Source organism: Haemophilus haemolyticus, from assembly GCF_003493605.1.
In the GTDB taxonomy this organism is placed as follows: Bacteria; Pseudomonadota; Gammaproteobacteria; order Enterobacterales; family Pasteurellaceae; genus Haemophilus; species Haemophilus haemolyticus_J.
The window spans coordinates 99671-117562 of sequence record NZ_QQKA01000006.1 but is presented as its reverse complement, the minus strand read 5'-3'; the positions used below and the strand labels follow the sequence as shown (position 1 = coordinate 117562).

The window sequence follows — 17892 nt, the reverse complement described above, 5'->3', positions numbered from 1 at the left end:
TCGTATTCGCAATATCACGAGCTGCTTCCGCATCATTTTTCGCTGTCACAGCCGCATCTTTCGCTTTGCCTGCTTCTGTTGCAGAGTTAGCAGCCGCATCTTTCGATCTACCCGCCTCAGTCGCTGAGCTTGCCGCCTCGCCCGCTTTCGTATTCGCAATATCACGAGCTGCTTCCGCATCATTTTTCGCTGTCACAGCCGCATCTTTCGCTTTGCCTGCTTCAGTTGCAGAGTTAGCAGCCGCGTCTTTTGATTTACCCGCCTCAGTCGCTGAGTTTGCAGCTGCATCACGAGCTGCTTCCGCATCATTTTTCGCTGTCACAGCCGCATCTTTCGCTTTACCTGCTTCAGTTGCTGAATTTGCAGCTGCGTCTTTTGATTTACCCGCCTCAGTTGCTGAGTTTGCAGCCTCGCCCGCTTTCGTATTCGCAATATCACGAGCTGCTTCCGCATCATTTTTCGCTGTCACAGCCGCATCTTTCGCTTTGCCTGCTTCTGTTGCTGAGGTTGCAGCCGCATCTTTCGATCTACCCGCCTCAGTCGCTGAATTTGCAGCTGCATCACGAGCTGCTTCAGCTGCGTCTTTCGATTTACCCGCTTCAGTTGCTGAACTTGAAGCAGCTGATGCTGAGATCGCCGCATTACTCGCTGCCGTTTCGGCTCGAGCAACTGATTTATCGATCTCAACTAGTTTGTCACTTACTGTTTTTGCAGCTGCTTTAGCATCAGCAATAGATTTCTTGGATTCAGCATTTAATTTATAAGTTACAGCTCCGTTTTCATAGGCAACCTCTAACCCATCGCCAGCTTTAAAATCAAGCGTATTATTAGCATTATTAGTAGCACTTGCTGCCTTATTCTGCATAACTTTTACATCTTGCCCATTTACTTTGAATGTATATGTTGTTTTAGCAATTTCGTCAGTTGCTTTGATTACAGAATAAAGCTGTGAACCAGTAATAGCATCACTAGAATTTTCAGAGATCTCGCCTGCACCAACGTTTTGGATTTGTCGTTTAACATTGTCATTACCAAAACTTACAGTGCCATTATCGGTTGCAGCAACACCTTTGGATAGCGTAGTGTCTCCGATTTTCATATCACTTACTGTATGTTTAGTAGATGTACTTGAAGATTGACCAATAGCAATATCGCCAGAATTATTAGCAACTGCACTTTGACCTAATGCAATACCATTTGCTGCAGACGCTACCACTTGAGCTCGATCACCTATACTAATCCCTGTTGCTCCAGCTGTTTTGGCATTGTTACCTAAAGTAACAGAGTATGTTGCATTATCCGTTGCTTGAGCCCCATTACCAATAACAATGGAATAATCTTTCTCTGCAATAGCCTTTTTATTATCTCCAATACCACCAATCACAATAGATTTTGAGCCATTGGCTGTAGCTTCTGGTCCGATTGCAACTGTTCTATCGCCATTTGCTGTTGCGTAAGCACCAATAGCGACCACCCTTTCTTTTGTAGCTGTCGTATTTTGACCGATAACAACAGAATTTTCTCTTGTTGCATTAACATTAGTACCAATAGCAACGGTATTTTCTCTGCCTGCATTTACATTACTACCGATTGCAACAGTATTTTCACGTCCAATTTTTGTTTCATGACCAATCGCAATACTGTTATCTGAACCTTGCCAAGCACCATTAACAACGTGACTTCCTGTAATAGTTGCATTATTACCTAAGGTAATAGCATTGCTTGCCCAGTTCACAGTACTATTATTACCGATAGCAATAGAGTTATCAGGTTTTAGTGTATAAGGAGTACTTGCCAGAAGTTTCGCGTTTGTACCGAATGCAATTGAGTTCGTTGCACCTTCAACTTGTGCTTGTCTACCAATAGCAATTCCATTTAGTGCTTCACGATATTGATCTCCCCAATAATTATTAACATTTGCACGAGAACCAATAGCAATAGAATCAGCAGCTAAGGCATTAGCATATACACCAACAGCAACTGAACGCGTTCCCTGCGCACCAGATTTTTCTGTAAACCGATCTAAGTTATTACTAAATACGGCACCTGGATTTCTTCCTTCTGCATTTACGCGGGAGGTTGTTAGCCAATCTGCCCAAATACCTGTATTTTCTGTCGATGTCGTTCCATCATCTTTTATAGCACCTTTTTTATAACCTTCAGCATTTACGTGTACAAAACCTTTATAACGTTTCATCATCAGATTTAATGTACCTACAGCATCTATAGCAGATAAAACACCTGGAGTTTCTGAACCTTCAAGAGCAACATTTTTCAGAATTTCACTATTAGGATCTGATACGACTGCAACACCTTGTTTAGGAATATCATTGTAATTAATAGTGGCAGCATTAGTAACAGAGGCTAGCAATGTTGATGTTATAAGAGCTGTAAGAACAGATATGATAAATTGTTTTGTGGCTTTTTGAGCATTATTAGAAGCAGAACTTGCTTTTGCACTACCTTTCGTTAATTCTGAAACAACCTCTAGTCTCTGTGTTGTTTTGTTCCAAATGACTTTAAATATACGATTCATAAATAACCTTCATTTCAGGGGTATAAATAGCCCACATATTTTTTAACGTATTTTCTAGATAGTGACGTTTAAATAAGTGTGAGACAAAGGTCAGCGATTATATATATATATATATATATATCAATATGATTAATGCTTGTTTTTTGTAAAGATTTGTAAAGATTTGTAAAGAAAGAAGAGATTCAAATTAACTTCATAAACATAATGTGATAACTAATTATCAGTTCAATAAATAATATGTAAATTAAATCTATATTTTTTATAAATTTTTAATTGACAAGACTCATTCTCCTTATTAAAATTCGCGCCCTGTTCCTTGTGATACAAAGTTTATTCCTCCTTAGTTCAGTCGGTAGAACGGTGGACTGTTAATCCATATGTCGCTGGTTCAAGTCCAGCAGGAGGAGCCAATTTTTCTTTTGGTTTAGAGTTTGTTTGTCTCCTTTTACAAACTCTAAATTAGCAACCAAAAGATTTTGAGCCCATCATGTTGATGGGCTTTATTTTTATCAGAATCATCTCTTTTTTTCTATCCACAGAGCCTGTGGATAACTTTGTGGATTAACTTTTTAAAATTTTGCGGATCCCTTGTTCTTACAAGGATTATTCGATCTTGATTACAGATTAGTCTAAAATTAAATTGTAATTGAAAATCAATAAGTTAAGTTTTGTCTAGTAAAAAATTAAAGTTTTTTTTATAAATTTGTGAGATCTTTCTCTTGACATCACTAAGTCTGTGTAAAACTTAGATTTTTGCCTGATCAATTTTACACATTAAATATGCTAAAATAGGCATTATTCAAAACTATCAAAAAACTGACCGCACTTTATGTCTGAAAAAATCAACACAAAACCATTCATTCTGCATTCCGACTTTCGTCCTTCTGGCGATCAGCCACAAGCTATCGAAAAATTAGCTGAAAATTTAACGGATGGATTAGCTCACCAAACTTTACTCGGGGTAACAGGCTCGGGGAAGACGTTTACTATCGCCAACGTGATCGCTCAATTAAATCGCCCCGCAATGTTACTTGCACCGAATAAAACCCTTGCTGCCCAACTCTATGCAGAAATGAAAGCCTTTTTTCCAGAAAATGCGGTGGAATATTTTGTTTCTTACTATGATTATTATCAGCCAGAAGCCTATGTGCCTAGTAGTGATACCTTTATTGAAAAAGATGCGTCTATTAATGATCAAATCGAACAAATGCGTCTTTCTGCGACGAAATCTTTTCTAGAACGTCGAGACACCATCGTGGTGGCATCCGTTTCTGCAATTTATGGTTTGGGTGATCCTGATAGCTATTTACAAATGATGTTGCATTTACAACAAGGTGCTATTATCGATCAACGCCAAATTTTAGCGAAGTTAGCGGAATTGCAATATACCCGCAATGATCAAGCATTTCAGCGTGGAACTTTCCGTGTTCGAGGAGAAATTATTGATATTTTCCCCGCGGAATCCGATGATCGTGCAGTGCGTATTGAATTATTCGATGATGAAATTGAGCGTTTAAGTTTATTTGATCCGCTCACTGGCAGTAGTTTTGGTGCAGTACCACGTTTTACGATCTATCCTAAAACTCACTATGTGACGCCAAGAGAACGTATTTTAGATGCGATAGAAAACATCAAAAAAGAACTCGTATCACGCCGTGAATACTTCATTAAAGAACATAAACTTTTAGAAGAACAGCGTATCAGCCAACGAACCCAATTTGATATTGAAATGATGAATGAATTGGGCTATTGCTCGGGCATTGAAAACTACTCTCGCTATTTATCGGGAAGAAATGAGGGCGAGCCACCACCAACATTATTCGATTATATGCCCTCTGATGCTATTTTAATTATTGATGAATCTCATGTGACTGTGCCTCAAATTGGTGGAATGTATCGCGGAGACCGTTCGCGTAAAGAAACCTTAGTCGAATATGGTTTCCGTTTGCCGTCCGCATTGGATAATCGTCCGTTACGCTTTGAGGAATTTGAACGCTTAGCTCCACAAACCATCTATGTTTCCGCAACACCAGGGCCTTATGAATTAGAAAAATCAGGCAGTGAAATTATCGATCAAGTGGTTCGTCCGACTGGTTTGCTTGACCCAATCATTGAAATTCGCCCAGTGTCCATTCAAGTGGATGATTTACTTTCCGAAGCTCGCCAAAGAGCAGATAAAAATGAGCGAGTTTTAGTCACAACACTCACCAAGAAAATGGCGGAAGATTTAACGGATTATTTAGATGAACACGGGATTCGTGTGCGTTATCTACATTCTGATATTGATACCGTGGAGCGCGTCGAAATTATCCGTGATTTGCGTTTGGGCGAATTTGATGTATTGGTTGGAATTAACTTATTACGTGAAGGTTTAGATATTCCGGAAGTGTCTCTTGTGGCAATTTTAGATGCCGATAAGGAAGGATTTTTACGTTCCGAACGCTCTTTAATTCAAACCATCGGCCGAGCTGCACGAAACTTAAACGGTAAAGCGATTTTATATGCGGATAGCATCACCAAATCGATGGAAAAAGCCATCACAGAAACCAACCGTCGTCGTGAAAAACAAACCAAATACAATGAAGAACATGGCATTGTGCCACAAGCATTAAATAAGAAAGTCGGTGAATTATTAGATATTGGACAAGGTGCAAACCAAAAAGCGAAAGCCAATAAACAACGTGGAAAAATGGCTGCAGAACCAACCGCACTTTATAATGCACCGAAAAATGCCAAAGAATATCAACAACAAATCAAAAAACTGGAACAACAAATGTATAAATTTGCGCAAGATTTGGAATTTGAAAAAGCCGCGGCAATTCGCGATCAATTACATCAATTACGTGAACAGTTTGTTTTTGATAACTAAAAGAAACGCCAGCTTAAGCTGGCGTTCCGTTTATTTGTTTTCACCCGAAGAATACAAGCGATTCTTATATAAATAACTGCCTAATAAAGCGTGAGCTAATGCCTCTTTTTTCATCGCATCAGGCACATCTTTTGGCGTTAAAGTTTCTGTCGCTTTATCGTAATGATAGCCTTGCGCTGCCTTATTTGGCATTTGAATCACCACATCATTATTACCTTTCATCATTGCTTGAGTTTGATCGTATTGCATAAAGGCACGATCTGGGTTTACATCTTGCGTTAAATCAAAACCAATCATTGGATAATTGCCACTTACGCCTGCTAAAGAAAGCAATGTGGTTGGCATATCAATTTGGCTCACAAGACGGCTGTCACGACGTGGCGTAATGCCATCACCAAGAATCAAGGCTGGAATATGGAAATGCTTAATCGGCACAAGACTTGCACCGCCTACACGAGAATCGTGATCCGCAACAATTAAGAAAATCGTATCTTTCCAATAATTAGACTGTTTTGCCATTTTAAAGAAATGGCCTAAGGCATAATCCGCATATTTTGCCGCATTATTACGAGTGGCTTTTGGTTGCTCATAAAGCTCAATTTTGCCATCTGGATATTCAAATGGATCGTGATTGCTGGAGCTAAACACTAAACTAAAAAACGGTTTACCTTCATTTTGTAATTTCGTGAAAGTTTCATTGGCTTTATCAAATAAATCCTCATCACTCACGCCCCAAGTGCCAGTAAATGTTGGATTTTGGTAATCTTGTTGATCCCAAATATCTTTAAAGCCATTGCCATAGAAAAAGCTCGCCATATTGTCGAAATGCTTTTCACCGCCATAAATAAAGGAAGTGTTATAGCCTTGTTTATGTAATAAATCCGCAATAGTAAAGAAACCACTTTGGGCATTATTAAGTTTCACCACTGCACGAGCTGGCGTTGGCGTAAAACCTGCGGTGGTTGCTTCAATACCGCGTACTGAACGTGTGCCTGTTGCATAAAGATTTTCAAATAACCACCCTTCTTTTGCGAGTTGATCCACATTTGGAGAAAGTGGTTTGCCACCAAGTGTGCCAATAAATTGAGCGCCAAGACTTTCTTGTAGCAAAATCACGATATTTTTAGGTTTACCCTGATAAGTCGCGACATTTTTCGTTAAAGTTGGGTATTTATCTGAAATGTAATCGCTGTCTGGGCGGCCACGGCTAGCTTTAACAATACGAAACATTTCATCTGCATCCATTTTTCCGTACATCTCTGAAGATTTTTCTTCATCTTTAAATTGCTGTGCGGCATAAATGACGGAATAGCCCGAATTAAGCACCAAAGAATTCACTAACGCATCAGAAGAAAATGCCACCATGGCGGGATTGATACCGCGGTGTTGAAAACTTGAACGCGCCCCAAGGAAACTCACGACAATAACAAGCAAAGCAATCACAGGGCGAAGTTTCCAACTGATTGAACGTAAATTTTTGACTGCCCAATCAGAAATTTTCCAATAAATCACGGCAGCTAAAATCGTGAAAACAAGGCTAAAAATCACCGCACTTAAATGCCCTTCCGCAAGCATTGAAAAAACTTCTTTCGGATAAATCAGGTATTCAATAAATAAACGATTTGGACGGTAATCGTAGGTTTCAATAAAGGCAGGTGTGGCAATTTCCATAAAGATAATAAACACACTACCAAGCGTTAACCAAAGGCGTAAAATTTTTACCCAAACTTTACTGCTATGAAATAACGTTGTGAGCAATGCAGGTACACCAAATAAATAACAAAGTGCCACAATATCCATTCGTACGCCTTGCAAAAATAATTGCAACCAGCCATCTACGGCGGATACACGTTCTGATTGCCATATAGCAAGTCCCAAACGGGATAAGGAAAGGATGATGAGATTAATCAACACAAATGTGAAGATGGGAAATAAAGGGGAATGCGCTTTTTTCATTGTAAAAACCACTAACAAAACGGCATCCAAGCCGTATTAAATTAAAGAAAGATAGGCAACTGTCTATCGGTCGGTTCCTTTTCGACACGACAAAAGTCTTAAAGTGCGGTAAATTTTCGCATAGTTTTACTTAATCTCAAATGTAAACAATATGCCAAATTCTGCATAGCGCAATTTTAGCTAATCACATTCACTAGAAGGTAAAAATAAAGCCTCGAGAAAAATCGAGGCTTTGTTCAGTAAACGGCGGAGATTTAATAAAAATTCACCGCACTTTTTTGATTACTCTTGTTGTGCTTTCACCGCAGCATAGGCAATCATATTAATAATACGGCGAACAGACGCCCCCGGATTAAGAATATGCGCAGATTTGTTCATACCCATTAAGATCGGGCCAACGGTAATTGCCGTAGTGGTGCCGCGTAATAAGCTATAACTAATACGTGACGAGCTCAAATCAGGGAACACTAATAAATTTGCACTTCCTTTCAATGGGCTATCAGGCATGACTTCTTTACGGTGAGCTTCATTCATCGCTAAATCGCCACGCATTTCACCATCGATCATTAAGTGTGGATTACGCTCTTTTACAATCTGTAACACTTCACGCATTTTTGGTGCACCTAATGAATCAGATGAACCAAAATTAGAGTGTGAAAGCAATGCAACTGCAGGTTCAATACCAAAACGATGAATTTCTTCTGCTGCCATTAAGGTAATTTCAGCTAATTCTTCTGCTGTAGGATTACTGTTTACATGGGTATCTGTTAAGAATACGTTACCAGTCGGTAATACAAGACTATTTAAAGCAGCAGCAGTTTTCACGCCATCTTTTAAGCCAATAATATCGCGAATAGATGCAAGGTGTTTTCCGTATGAACCAAATAAGCCACATACTAAAGCGTCTGCATAACCTAAGCTAAGCAATGTAGAAGCTAATACGGTTGTGTTAGAACGCACGACACGTTTTGCGATTGCAGGTGTAATGCCTTTACGTTTGGTAAGCTCGTAATAATGTTTCCAACATTCCTCATAGCGAGGATTATCTTCGTTATCCACAATTTCAAAATCGACACCGGCGGTTAAACGCAAACCAAGTTTTTTAATTTTTTCTTCAATCACGCTACGGCGACCAATTAAAATTGGATTTGCCAAGCCCATTGAAATCACTTCTTGGGTGGCATGCAATGCTTTATTTTCTTCCCCTTCCGCTAAAATAATGCGTTGTTTTTCCGCTTTTGCTTGGCTGAAAATAGGACGCATAAACAAGCTCGTTTTGTAAACAAACTGAGTTAGTTTTTCAACATAAGCATCCCAATTTTGAATTGGACGAGTTGCCACACCTGATTCCATTGCTGCTTTTGCTACCGCCGGTGCGATACGCACAATCAAGCGAGGATCGAATGGACGAGGAATCACATAATCTGCACCAAAAGTCGCGCCTTCACCACCGTAAGCAGAAGTTACCACTTCGTTTTGCTCTTCTAATGCAAGATCAGCAATGGCATAAACCGCAGCACGTTTCATTTCTTCATTAATAGTGGTTGCACCCACATCTAATGCACCACGGAAAATGAATGGGAAACAAAGCACGTTATTTACTTGGTTTGGATAATCAGATCGGCCTGTACATACAATCGCATCAGGACGAACCGCTTTCGCTTCTGGCGGGGTAATTTCAGGGTTTGGATTAGCTAAAGCAAGAATAATTGGATGTGCAGCCATGGTTTTCACCATATCTTGTGTAAGCGCACCAGCTGCAGAACAACCTAAGAAAATATCTGCATTTGGCATCGCATCGCCAAGTTTACGCCAGCCATTATCTTCAATTGCATAATCTTTTTTGGTTTGATCCATTTTGTCATCACGGCCTTTATATACCACGCCTTTCGAGTCGCAAACTGTGATGTTTTCACGTTTCATACCTAAAGAAAGCAATAAGTTCAAGCACGCAATTGATGCTGCCCCCGCACCAGACGCAACAAGTCGAACATCTTCAATTTTTTTACCTACAATACGAAGAGAATTGATAATCGCGGCAGCACTGATGATCGCTGTACCATGTTGGTCATCATGGAATACAGGAATATTCATTCTCTCACGCAATTTTTGTTCAATATAGAAACATTCTGGTGCTTTAATATCTTCTAAATTGACCCCACCGAAAGTTGGCTCTAACGAGGCAATAATATCTACAAGTTTATCGGGATCATGTTCATTCACTTCAATATCAAATACGTTGATACCGGCGAATTTTTTGAACAATACGCCCTTTCCTTCCATTACAGGTTTGCCAGCAAGCGCGCCAATATTGCCAAGTCCAAGTACCGCTGTACCATTGGAAATCACAGCCACTAAATTTCCACGTGCGGTATATTTGTAAGAGGCAGCAGGATCTTTTTCAATTTCTAAACAAGGCTCTGCCACACCTGGCGAATAAGCTAAGGCTAAATCGCGTTGTGTTGCGAGTGATTTTGTTGGGGTAACTTCGATTTTTCCAGGAATTGGAAATTCGTGGAAATCTAAGGCTGCTTGACGTAATTGTTCGGTCATAATAAGTGCTCCATTTTCTTGAAACAGGATTGAAATATCACGTCGATTATATCTGTTTTTTATTCAAAAAATTGTGACGAACTGCAAATTTTTACAACTTTATAACAAAATTTTTTTGATGCGAGGCATTAGCTAGACTTTTCATTTTTCAGCAAAAAAGGTAGGATTTTCGCAGCAAAAGCATAAGGATGAGAAAATGAATCCATTTCAAAAAATTAAAAGTGCGGTAAATAAATGCCAAAGATTTTTCATTAGTCGCACTCTGCAACGTAAACTAACAAATCAAGGTATGACTGTCATTTCTGCCAATTGCGTGGGGGCTTTTATCTTACACGATTTACACCAGCCGTTTAATTCGCCTTTTGTGAATCTCTATCTCTCGCCACAAGATTTTTTGCGTTATTTACAAAATATGGATTTCTATCTCACTCAATCTCTCACATTCGTACAAACAGAAAAAAGTTATCCAGTGGGAAAACTTGCCGATCTTGAAATTCATTTTATGCACTATCACAGTGAGCAAGAAGCTGGTGAAAAATGGCAACTTCGCACGTCACGCATCAATTTAGATAATCTTTTTATTATGATGACTGATCGAGACGGTGTGACAGAAAAAGACATTCAACTTTTTGATCAACTCCCTTTTAAAAATAAAGTGATTTTTACTCACAAGCCCTGCCCTGCTTTTAAATCGGCTTATTATATAAAAGGCTTCGAGAAACAAAATCAGGTGGGCGATATTTTTGAGTTTTCTGGCTGGAATGGGAAAAAATATTACGATCAATTCGATTACGTGAAGTGGTTTAACCAAGCTTGACAAATAGAGGCTGCAGATTAAATGCAGCTTTTTTGTTTCGTTATAAAAGCAAAAACCTGTACAATGCCCAGCGAATTTTAACAAGAGAAAACATAATGAGATTAGATAAATTTATTGCTGAAAATACGGGGTTAACTCGTTCTCAAGCAACAAAAGCGATCCGCCAAAGTGCGGTAAAAATTAATGGTGAAATTGTCAAAAGTGGCGCGGTACAAATTTCACAAGAAGATGAAATCTATTTTGAAGCTCAATTATTAACGTGGGTGGAAGAAGGCCAGTATTTTATGTTGAATAAATCGCAAGGCTGTGTTTGTTCTAATGATGATGGCGACTATCCAACAATTTATCAATTTTTCGATTACCCTTTAGCTGGAAAATTACATAGCGCGGGTCGCTTAGATGTAGATACAACAGGCCTCGTATTGCTTACCGATGACGGACAATGGTCACATCGCATCACATCCCCAAAACATCATTGTGAAAAAACCTATTTAGTGACCTTAGCTGATCCCGTAGAAGAAAATTATGCTGCGGCTTGTGCGGAAGGCATTTTATTACGCGGAGAAAAAGAGCCCACTAAACCAGCAAAATTAGAAATCTTAGATGATTACAATGTGAATCTGACGATTTCCGAAGGTCGCTATCATCAAGTAAAACGTATGTTTGCCGCACTTGGGAATAAAGTCGTCAGATTACATCGCTGGAAAATTGGGAATGTTGTACTAGATGAATCATTAGAAGAAGGCGAATACCGCCCATTGACTCAAAACGAAATCGAAAGTTTGGTAAAATAAGATGAGCCAGCAAAAATCTACCTTTATCTTTATTCTTACGCTCGGTATTCTCTCCATGCTACCGCCTTTTGGCGTGGATATGTATTTGCCGTCTTTTTTAGAAATTGCGAAAGATCTCGGCGTGAGTCCAGAACAAGTACAACATACGCTCACTTCTTTTGCTTATGGCATGGCATTTGGTCAGCTTTTTTGGGGGCCTTTTGGTGATAGTTTCGGACGAAAACCGATCATTTTACTCGGTGTCATTGTAGGTGCGCTAACAGCTTTAGTACTCACCGAAATAAATTCAGTCGGAAATTTCACCGCACTTCGTTTTGTGCAAGGTTTCTTTGGTGCTGCCCCTGTTGTGCTTTCTGGCGCATTATTGCGTGATTTATTTAGTAAAGATCAGCTATCTAAAGTGATGTCTACCATCACATTAGTATTTATGCTTGCACCTTTAGTTGCGCCAATTATTGGTGGCTACATCGTTAAATTTTTCCACTGGCACGCGATTTTTTACGTTATTTCGCTCGTGGGATTATTAGCCGCAGCATTGGTCTTTTTCATCATTCCAGAAACCCATAAAAAAGAAAATCGCATTCCGCTACGCTTAAATATTATCGCTCGCAATTTCCTTCTGCTTTGGAAGCAAAAAGAAGTACTCGGCTATATGTTTGCCGCCTCTTTTGGCTTTGGTGGGTTGTTTGCTTTTGTGACGGCAGGATCAATTGTCTATATCGGCATTTATGGGGTTCCCGTCGATCAGTTCGGTTACTTCTTCATGATGAATATCGTTACGATGATCTTTGCCTCCTTTTTGAATAGCCGATTTGTCACTAAAGTGGGTGCAGAAACAATGTTACGGATAGCCCTCACAATTCAATTCCTTTCTGGAATGTGGCTAATTTTGACCGCACTTTTAGATCTCGGTTTTTGGCCAATGGCAATTGGCGTCGCCTTTTTCGTCGGTCCAAATCCAGTGATTTCATCAAATGCAATGGCATCAGCTTTAGAAAGATGTCCTCAAATGGCGGGAACGGCAAATTCTTTGATTGGTAGCGTACGTTTTGCAGTGGGTGCAATTATGGGAAGTTTAGTCGCGTCAATGAAAATGGATACCGCCGCACCAATGCTCTTTACTATGGGAGCATGTGTCGCGATTTCCGTATTGGCATATTACTTTCTAACCAGCCGAAATTTAAAAAGCCGTAGGTAAATATCCCTACGGCTCAATGATTGTTTTCTTTATTAAGCGAAGACCATCCATAACGGCAAGCAAACAACAATAAATAATAGGATAAATAAACTATTGGCAGATAATTTCCACTTTTGGAAACTATGCAGAATCAGAATAGCCGCAATAACAAAATGGCAAACAAAATAAATGATGTAAGCGAAAATACTGTCAGAATTAACCGCACTTTCCATTCCATTTAAAAGTAAAAATAAAAATATTGCCAAAGCATTTAAGGCGAGCAATATAATCATGGCTAAAGGCAATAATGCTATAAAACTTTGTAAACGATTTCGTGCAATCACAAGCGCAAGATTTGCCAAAATCACCCCAGATAAAATCGGTGCAAACGGGTTATATTCAGCAAAAGCACTCGCAGGAAGCATGGTAAAAATCATTAAATAACTCAAGCAACCTAAACCCGCAATTAATGCTGCCATCAATAAAAAACTGTTACGGATTTTTTCAGTTTTTGGTTGTTTCCAAATAAAATACACGACAGAAAGACCACATACGCTCATCACGTTAGTAAGTGTGTGATTATTCTGTAATAGGCTTATCAGCAACCACACCGCCCAATAAATAGCAAAAGTCATATTAACTTTGATTAAACGACCACGTTGTCCTGGGCAAATTTCACCGCGATAAAACACCAACAACGAAATTAACTGTGCAACCAACACGCCTACACCTAAATTAGGAATTGTTTGTTTTTCAGGTTGCAAAGAAAAAATAAATAGATCGATTCCAAGCACCATTGAGATCGATAATACCGCAAGCAATGCCGCGATATATTTAGAAGATTGTTCTGACATAATTTTGACGTCCGAAAAAATAATGCGCCATTATGCTAAAAATTCATTAAATTTTAAAGTAGAATGAAACCAATTTTAACCGCACTTAGGTACATGAATGTTACTTAGTATTTTATATATCATCGGTATCACCGCTGAAGGAATGACAGGTGCACTTGCGGCTGGTCGTGAAAAAATGGATATTTTTGGCGTGATTATTATCGCATCCGTCACTGCCATTGGCGGCGGCTCTGTGCGTGATGTACTGCTTGGGCATTATCCTCTCGGCTGGGTTAAGCACCCAGAATATTTTTTAATGGTGGCAAGTGCGGCGGTAATTACCGTGTATGTTGCACCGTTCATCAATCATTTTATGCGCTATTTCTGCACTATTTTCTTGGTGCTTGATGCGATGGGTTTAGTGGTGTATTCCATTATTGGCGCGCAAATTGCAATGGATATGGGACATAGCCTCACTATTGTTTGTATTGCAGGCTGTATTACAGGTGCCTTTGGCGGGGTTCTACGCGATATGCTATGCAATCGAATTCCTCTCGTGTTCCAAAAAGAACTCTACGCCAGCATTGCGCTATTTGCCACGCTGACTTATTACGCATTAAGCTCACTTCAAGTAGAACATACACTTGCCGTGTTACTCACACTTATTAGCAGCTTTACTTTACGCCTTTTAGCTATTCATTTCGAATGGGGTTTGCCGGTGTTTAATTACCAAGAACTCACATCGGAAGAACAAGATAAGCTGCCAAATAAAAAGAAATAAATAAAATAAAGGGAATAACTATGTTAGAACAAATGGGTAAACAAGCCAAAGATGCAGCATTTATCTTGGCTCAACTCACCACTGCTGAAAAAAATCGTGCATTATCCATTATTGCAGAACAACTCGAACAACAAGCACCGCTTATCTTAGCCGAAAACGCAAAAGATATTGAACTTGCTAAACAAAATGGATTATCTGATGCCTTGATCGATCGCCTACTGCTCACGCAAGAACGTTTGCAAGGCATTGCTAATGATGTACGCCATGTTATTTCACTTGTAGATCCTGTGGGGAAAATCATAGACGGCGGTACATTGGATAGCGGACTTAAAATCGAACGCGTACGCACTCCGCTCGGCGTCATTGGCACAATTTATGAAGCTCGCCCAAATGTGACCATTGATGTGGCAAGTCTTTGCCTTAAAACTGGTAATGCAGTGATTTTACGCGGTGGTAAAGAAACACAGTTTTCTAACAAGATTCTAATCGAAGTTGTACAAAATGCTTTAGAGCAAGCAGGTTTACCAAAATTCGCTGTGCAAGCCATTACCGATCCAAACCGTGAACTCGTTATGCAATTATTAAAACTAGATCGCTATGTGGATATGATTATTCCTCGTGGTGGTGCGAGTTTACATGAATTGTGTAAACAACATTCGACTATTCCAGTTATTGTGGGTGGTGTGGGTGTTTGCCATACTTTCGTTGAAGAAAGTGCGGATCAAAATAAAGCAATTTTTGTTATTGATAACGCTAAAACCCAACGTCCAAGCACCTGTAACACATTGGAAACATTGTTAGTTCAACATTCTATTGCTGAAGAATTTTTACCTAAACTTGTCTCTCACCTCTCTGCTAAAAACGTAAAATATCATGCAAAATCCACCGCACTTAATATATTGAAACAAGCGGGTGCGAACGTCTCTGAAGTGACAGAAAAAGAATTGCGTGAAGAATGGGGATCATTGGATTTAAATGTCGTTGTTGTGGAAGATATTCATGCTGCTATTGAGCATATCCGCCAATATGGTACGCAACATTCTGAAAGTATTTTAACTTCTTCACAAAACCTAGCCCGTCAATTTATCAATCAAGTTGATGCGGCTGCCGTTTATGTGAATGCAAGCACACGTTTTACTGATGGCGGACAATTTGGATTAGGCGCAGAAGTTGCCGTGAGTACTCAAAAACTTCACGCTCGTGGCCCAATGGGGTTAGAAGCATTAACAAGTTATAAATGGGTATGTGAAGGCGAATACACCATTCGCAAATAAAACCCAAAGTGCGGTAATTTTTAGAAGAGATTATTTGCATATAAAAAAGTCCGCGAAATGCAGACTTTTTCATTATCTTTATTTGTCAGATTTACCCAAATTATCAAAGAATTTTTTCACACCGTCCAAAAATCCTGAAGATTTTGGTGCGTGTTTACTTAAATCTTTACCTTGTAAACTTTCCTCAAGTTTTTGGAGTAATTCTTTTTGTTCGCTGGTTAAATTAACGGGTGTTTCTACCACAATACGGCAAATCAAATCGCCCGCATAGCCACTACGTGTAGATGCGACACCTTTGCCTCGCATACGGAATAACTTTCCAGTTTGCGTTTCAGCTGGGATTTTAAGTTTCACTCTGCCATCTAAGGTCGGAACTTCAATTTCCCCACCAAGTGCCGCAATTGCAAAGCTAATTGGTACTTCGCAGTAAAGATTAGAACCATCACGTTCAAAAATATGATGTTCTCTTACGTGAATGACCACATACAAATCGCCAGCTGGCGCACCATTTTCGCCCGCTGCGCCTTTTCCAGCTAAACGAAGTTGATTGCCCGTATCTACGCCTGCAGGAATTTTTACTGAAAGATTTTCTTTCTTATGAACTCGTCCTTCGCCGTGACAGCTGTGACAAGGTTTTTCAATTTTCTTACCGCTACCGTGACAAGTTGGACAAATACTTTCAGATACAAAGAAACCTTGCTGACGACGAATTCGACCAGAACCTTGGCAATGCGGACAAGTTTCCACTTTAGAACCTTTTTCAGCCCCAGAACCACCACAACTATCACAATGGGCAAGAGTATTGATTTGAATATCTTTGGTTGTACCTTTTACAGCTTCTTCTAGGCTAATTTCTAAGTCATAACGTAAGTCTTCGCCACGAACAACGCGCTGACGACCACGTCCAGCACCGCCGAAAATATCGCCAAAAATATCACCGAACATATCACCAAAATCAGCACCGCCAAAGCCACCGCCGAAACCACCTGTGCCACCACCTTGTTCAAAGGCTGCGTGGCCATATTGATCATAAGCTGCGCGTTTTTGATCGTCGCCTAATACTTCATAAGCTTCATTAATTTCTTTGAATTTTTCTTCTGCTTCTTTACTGCCTTGGTTTTTATCCGGGTGATGTTTAGACGCTAAACGTTTATAAGCACGTTTAATATCGTTCTCGCTCGCCCCTTTTTGTAAACCAAGAACTTCGTAGTAATCTTTTTTTGCCATAATTATTCATTCTCGCTATCAGAATATTTATCTAATTCTCTTTGTAAATTACTTCTTAACTGTGCCGTTTGATCTATAAGGTATTGATGTCCTTTTCGATTAATTTGAGCTTGAATATCATTCATTCCCTCATAGCTATTTTCATTAAACTCTATTTCAGCACTGGTTTTCTTAGATTGCATTTTAATAGTAGCTTCATCTGCATTACAGCTTGTTGGTTCCAAGCTTATTTTGACTCGACCTATGAATTTAACGTCAGTGTAACAATGTTGGTATTTATTATCTTGTTGAACCTGTGCTTTACTATTACCTGGAATAATTTCACTAGCTACTACGCCATTACCATCAATAACTGTAACTTTATACGCTAAGAGTGTTTTTTCATTTTTTGCCATAGTGTTTCCGTATTTTTATTTGCAAATATTTTGTCATTTCTGACCGCTTACATTCGCTATTTTTAGCAATGTGGGCAAATTGAAATGTAAATATCCACTTTTCCATTTGGATAATATTTCTCAAAATCCACTTTATAAGCACGTTTTAATAAGCCTTGCTTTTCTTTATTCCAAATGCGTTGCCACGTTTGAACTACTAATTCACAAGTCGTGGGGAAGATTTCATACCAAGTCAGATCTTCAATTTCAATGGTTGAAAAACTGCCTTCAGGTTTACTTTCTTGAGCAACGGCAACATCATAATAGCCTGTAAAATCCGATTCGTAATTCAGATAAACACCATAATAAGACTCATTTTGATGCAATTTTGCAAAATTATTCTGCCAAAGCTGTCCAATCTTTTCTGCGGGATTTTCCTTTGTGTTATGCGTACGAATTGTAGCAAGTGGATAAAGTGTAAGTGGCATAACTATTCCTTAAATTTACAAAATTCTGGGTAAATTTGACCGCTTGTAATGTTCTCCCCTCTTTAGCAAAGAGGGGCGGGGGGAGATTTGGCAGAAGTAAATTTAGCTCATAAGAAAATTTGATATCGCTATCAAATCTCCCCTCCCCCTCTTTTCTAAAGAGGGGAACTTGTTAGATACACCAAAAGGGCGTGTTTCCACGCCCTTTGTTTA

13 protein-coding genes and 1 tRNA gene are annotated in these 17892 nt (G+C 39.3%); 7 read left to right on the top strand and 7 right to left on the bottom strand.

Annotation, left to right across the window (positions count from 1 at the left end):
- On the bottom strand, nt 1–2536 hold a 2536-nt coding region (locus tag DV424_RS05815; protein ID WP_275045363.1), incomplete at its 3' end, for an ESPR-type extended signal peptide-containing protein.
- A gap of 334 nt (nt 2537–2870) precedes the next feature.
- Between DV424_RS05815 and DV424_RS05810 the strand changes: the two genes are divergently transcribed.
- Both DV424_RS05810 and uvrB read left to right on the top strand, forming a co-directional pair.
- Nucleotides 2871–2946: transfer RNA gene (locus DV424_RS05810), tRNA-Asn, on the top strand.
- Nucleotides 2947–3365: 419 nt separating this feature from the next.
- Nucleotides 3366–5405 (top strand): excinuclease ABC subunit UvrB, encoded by a 2040-nt coding sequence (uvrB, locus tag DV424_RS05805; RefSeq protein ID WP_118859386.1) that lies wholly within the window; start codon nt 3366–3368, stop codon nt 5403–5405.
- 30 nt (nt 5406–5435) lie between these two features.
- Here the strand turns inward: uvrB and DV424_RS05800 are convergent, their stop codons facing one another.
- A complete protein-coding gene (locus DV424_RS05800; protein WP_192880660.1) occupies nt 5436–7361 on the bottom strand; it encodes an LTA synthase family protein in 1926 nt (641 codons plus the stop codon).
- 282 nt (nt 7362–7643) lie between these two features.
- A complete protein-coding gene (locus DV424_RS05795; protein WP_118859384.1) occupies nt 7644–9914 on the bottom strand; it encodes an NADP-dependent malic enzyme in 2271 nt (756 codons plus the stop codon).
- A gap of 196 nt (nt 9915–10110) precedes the next feature.
- Between DV424_RS05795 and DV424_RS05790 the strand changes: the two genes are divergently transcribed.
- The 3 genes from DV424_RS05790 (at nt 10111) to DV424_RS05780 (ending at nt 12723) form a co-directional block, all read left to right on the top strand.
- Complete coding sequence (locus DV424_RS05790; RefSeq protein ID WP_118859383.1) at nt 10111–10731, top strand: DUF1919 domain-containing protein; 621 nt, start codon at nt 10111–10113, stop codon at nt 10729–10731.
- Nucleotides 10732–10826: 95 nt separating this feature from the next.
- Nucleotides 10827–11525, top strand: a complete 699-nt coding sequence (gene rsuA / locus DV424_RS05785) for a 16S rRNA pseudouridine(516) synthase RsuA (protein ID WP_118859382.1) — start codon at nt 10827–10829, stop codon at nt 11523–11525.
- Nucleotide 11526: 1 nt separating this feature from the next.
- Nucleotides 11527–12723: a Bcr/CflA family multidrug efflux MFS transporter gene (locus tag DV424_RS05780; RefSeq protein WP_118845526.1), complete on the top strand. Its 1197-nt coding sequence runs from the start codon at nt 11527–11529 to the stop codon at nt 12721–12723.
- Between the two features lie 32 nt (nt 12724–12755).
- Here DV424_RS05780 and DV424_RS05775 read toward each other — a convergent pair whose 3' ends face one another.
- Nucleotides 12756–13556, bottom strand: coding sequence for a hypothetical protein (locus tag DV424_RS05775; protein WP_118859381.1), 801 nt, complete (start codon nt 13554–13556; stop codon nt 12756–12758).
- Between the two features lie 97 nt (nt 13557–13653).
- Here DV424_RS05775 and DV424_RS05770 point away from each other — a divergent pair, with 97 nt between their 5' ends.
- Complete coding sequence (locus DV424_RS05770) at nt 13654–14316, top strand: trimeric intracellular cation channel family protein (protein WP_118859380.1); 663 nt, start codon at nt 13654–13656, stop codon at nt 14314–14316.
- 20 nt (nt 14317–14336) lie between these two features.
- Entirely contained in the window at nt 14337–15590 is a 1254-nt protein-coding gene (gene proA, locus DV424_RS05765) for a glutamate-5-semialdehyde dehydrogenase (protein WP_118859379.1), read from the top strand.
- Between the two features lie 78 nt (nt 15591–15668).
- Here proA and dnaJ read toward each other — a convergent pair whose 3' ends face one another.
- The 3 genes from dnaJ to DV424_RS05750 all read right to left on the bottom strand — a co-directional run bounded on the left by dnaJ (nt 15669) and on the right by DV424_RS05750 (nt 17679).
- Nucleotides 15669–16817, bottom strand: a complete 1149-nt coding sequence (gene dnaJ, locus DV424_RS05760) for a molecular chaperone DnaJ (protein WP_118859378.1) — start codon at nt 16815–16817, stop codon at nt 15669–15671.
- A gap of 2 nt (nt 16818–16819) precedes the next feature.
- Nucleotides 16820–17212, bottom strand: coding sequence for a hypothetical protein (locus DV424_RS05755; RefSeq protein WP_118859377.1), 393 nt, complete (start codon nt 17210–17212; stop codon nt 16820–16822).
- 62 nt (nt 17213–17274) lie between these two features.
- Nucleotides 17275–17679 carry a GyrI-like domain-containing protein gene (locus DV424_RS05750; protein WP_118859376.1) on the bottom strand — a complete coding sequence of 135 codons (405 nt, stop codon included), beginning with the start codon at nt 17677–17679 and terminating at the stop codon, nt 17275–17277.
- Between the last annotated feature and the right edge of the window lie 213 nt (nt 17680–17892).

What these genes read in the sequence shown, in the direction of transcription:
- uvrB (WP_118859386.1), top strand. Translation starts at nt 3,366, where the DNA reads ATGTCTGAAAAAATCAACACAAAACCATTCATTCTGCATTCCGACTTT.
- DV424_RS05800 (WP_192880660.1), bottom strand. Translation starts at nt 7,361, where the DNA reads ATGAAAAAAGCGCATTCCCCTTTATTTCCCATCTTCACATTTGTGTTG.
- DV424_RS05795 (WP_118859384.1), bottom strand. Translation starts at nt 9,914, where the DNA reads ATGACCGAACAATTACGTCAAGCAGCCTTAGATTTCCACGAATTTCCA.
- DV424_RS05790 (WP_118859383.1), top strand. Translation starts at nt 10,111, where the DNA reads ATGAATCCATTTCAAAAAATTAAAAGTGCGGTAAATAAATGCCAAAGA.
- rsuA (WP_118859382.1), top strand. Translation starts at nt 10,827, where the DNA reads ATGAGATTAGATAAATTTATTGCTGAAAATACGGGGTTAACTCGTTCT.
- DV424_RS05780 (WP_118845526.1), top strand. Translation starts at nt 11,527, where the DNA reads ATGAGCCAGCAAAAATCTACCTTTATCTTTATTCTTACGCTCGGTATT.
- DV424_RS05775 (WP_118859381.1), bottom strand. Translation starts at nt 13,556, where the DNA reads ATGTCAGAACAATCTTCTAAATATATCGCGGCATTGCTTGCGGTATTA.
- DV424_RS05770 (WP_118859380.1), top strand. Translation starts at nt 13,654, where the DNA reads ATGTTACTTAGTATTTTATATATCATCGGTATCACCGCTGAAGGAATG.
- proA (WP_118859379.1), top strand. Translation starts at nt 14,337, where the DNA reads ATGTTAGAACAAATGGGTAAACAAGCCAAAGATGCAGCATTTATCTTG.
- dnaJ (WP_118859378.1), bottom strand. Translation starts at nt 16,817, where the DNA reads ATGGCAAAAAAAGATTACTACGAAGTTCTTGGTTTACAAAAAGGGGCG.
- DV424_RS05755 (WP_118859377.1), bottom strand. Translation starts at nt 17,212, where the DNA reads ATGGCAAAAAATGAAAAAACACTCTTAGCGTATAAAGTTACAGTTATT.
- DV424_RS05750 (WP_118859376.1), bottom strand. Translation starts at nt 17,679, where the DNA reads ATGCCACTTACACTTTATCCACTTGCTACAATTCGTACGCATAACACA.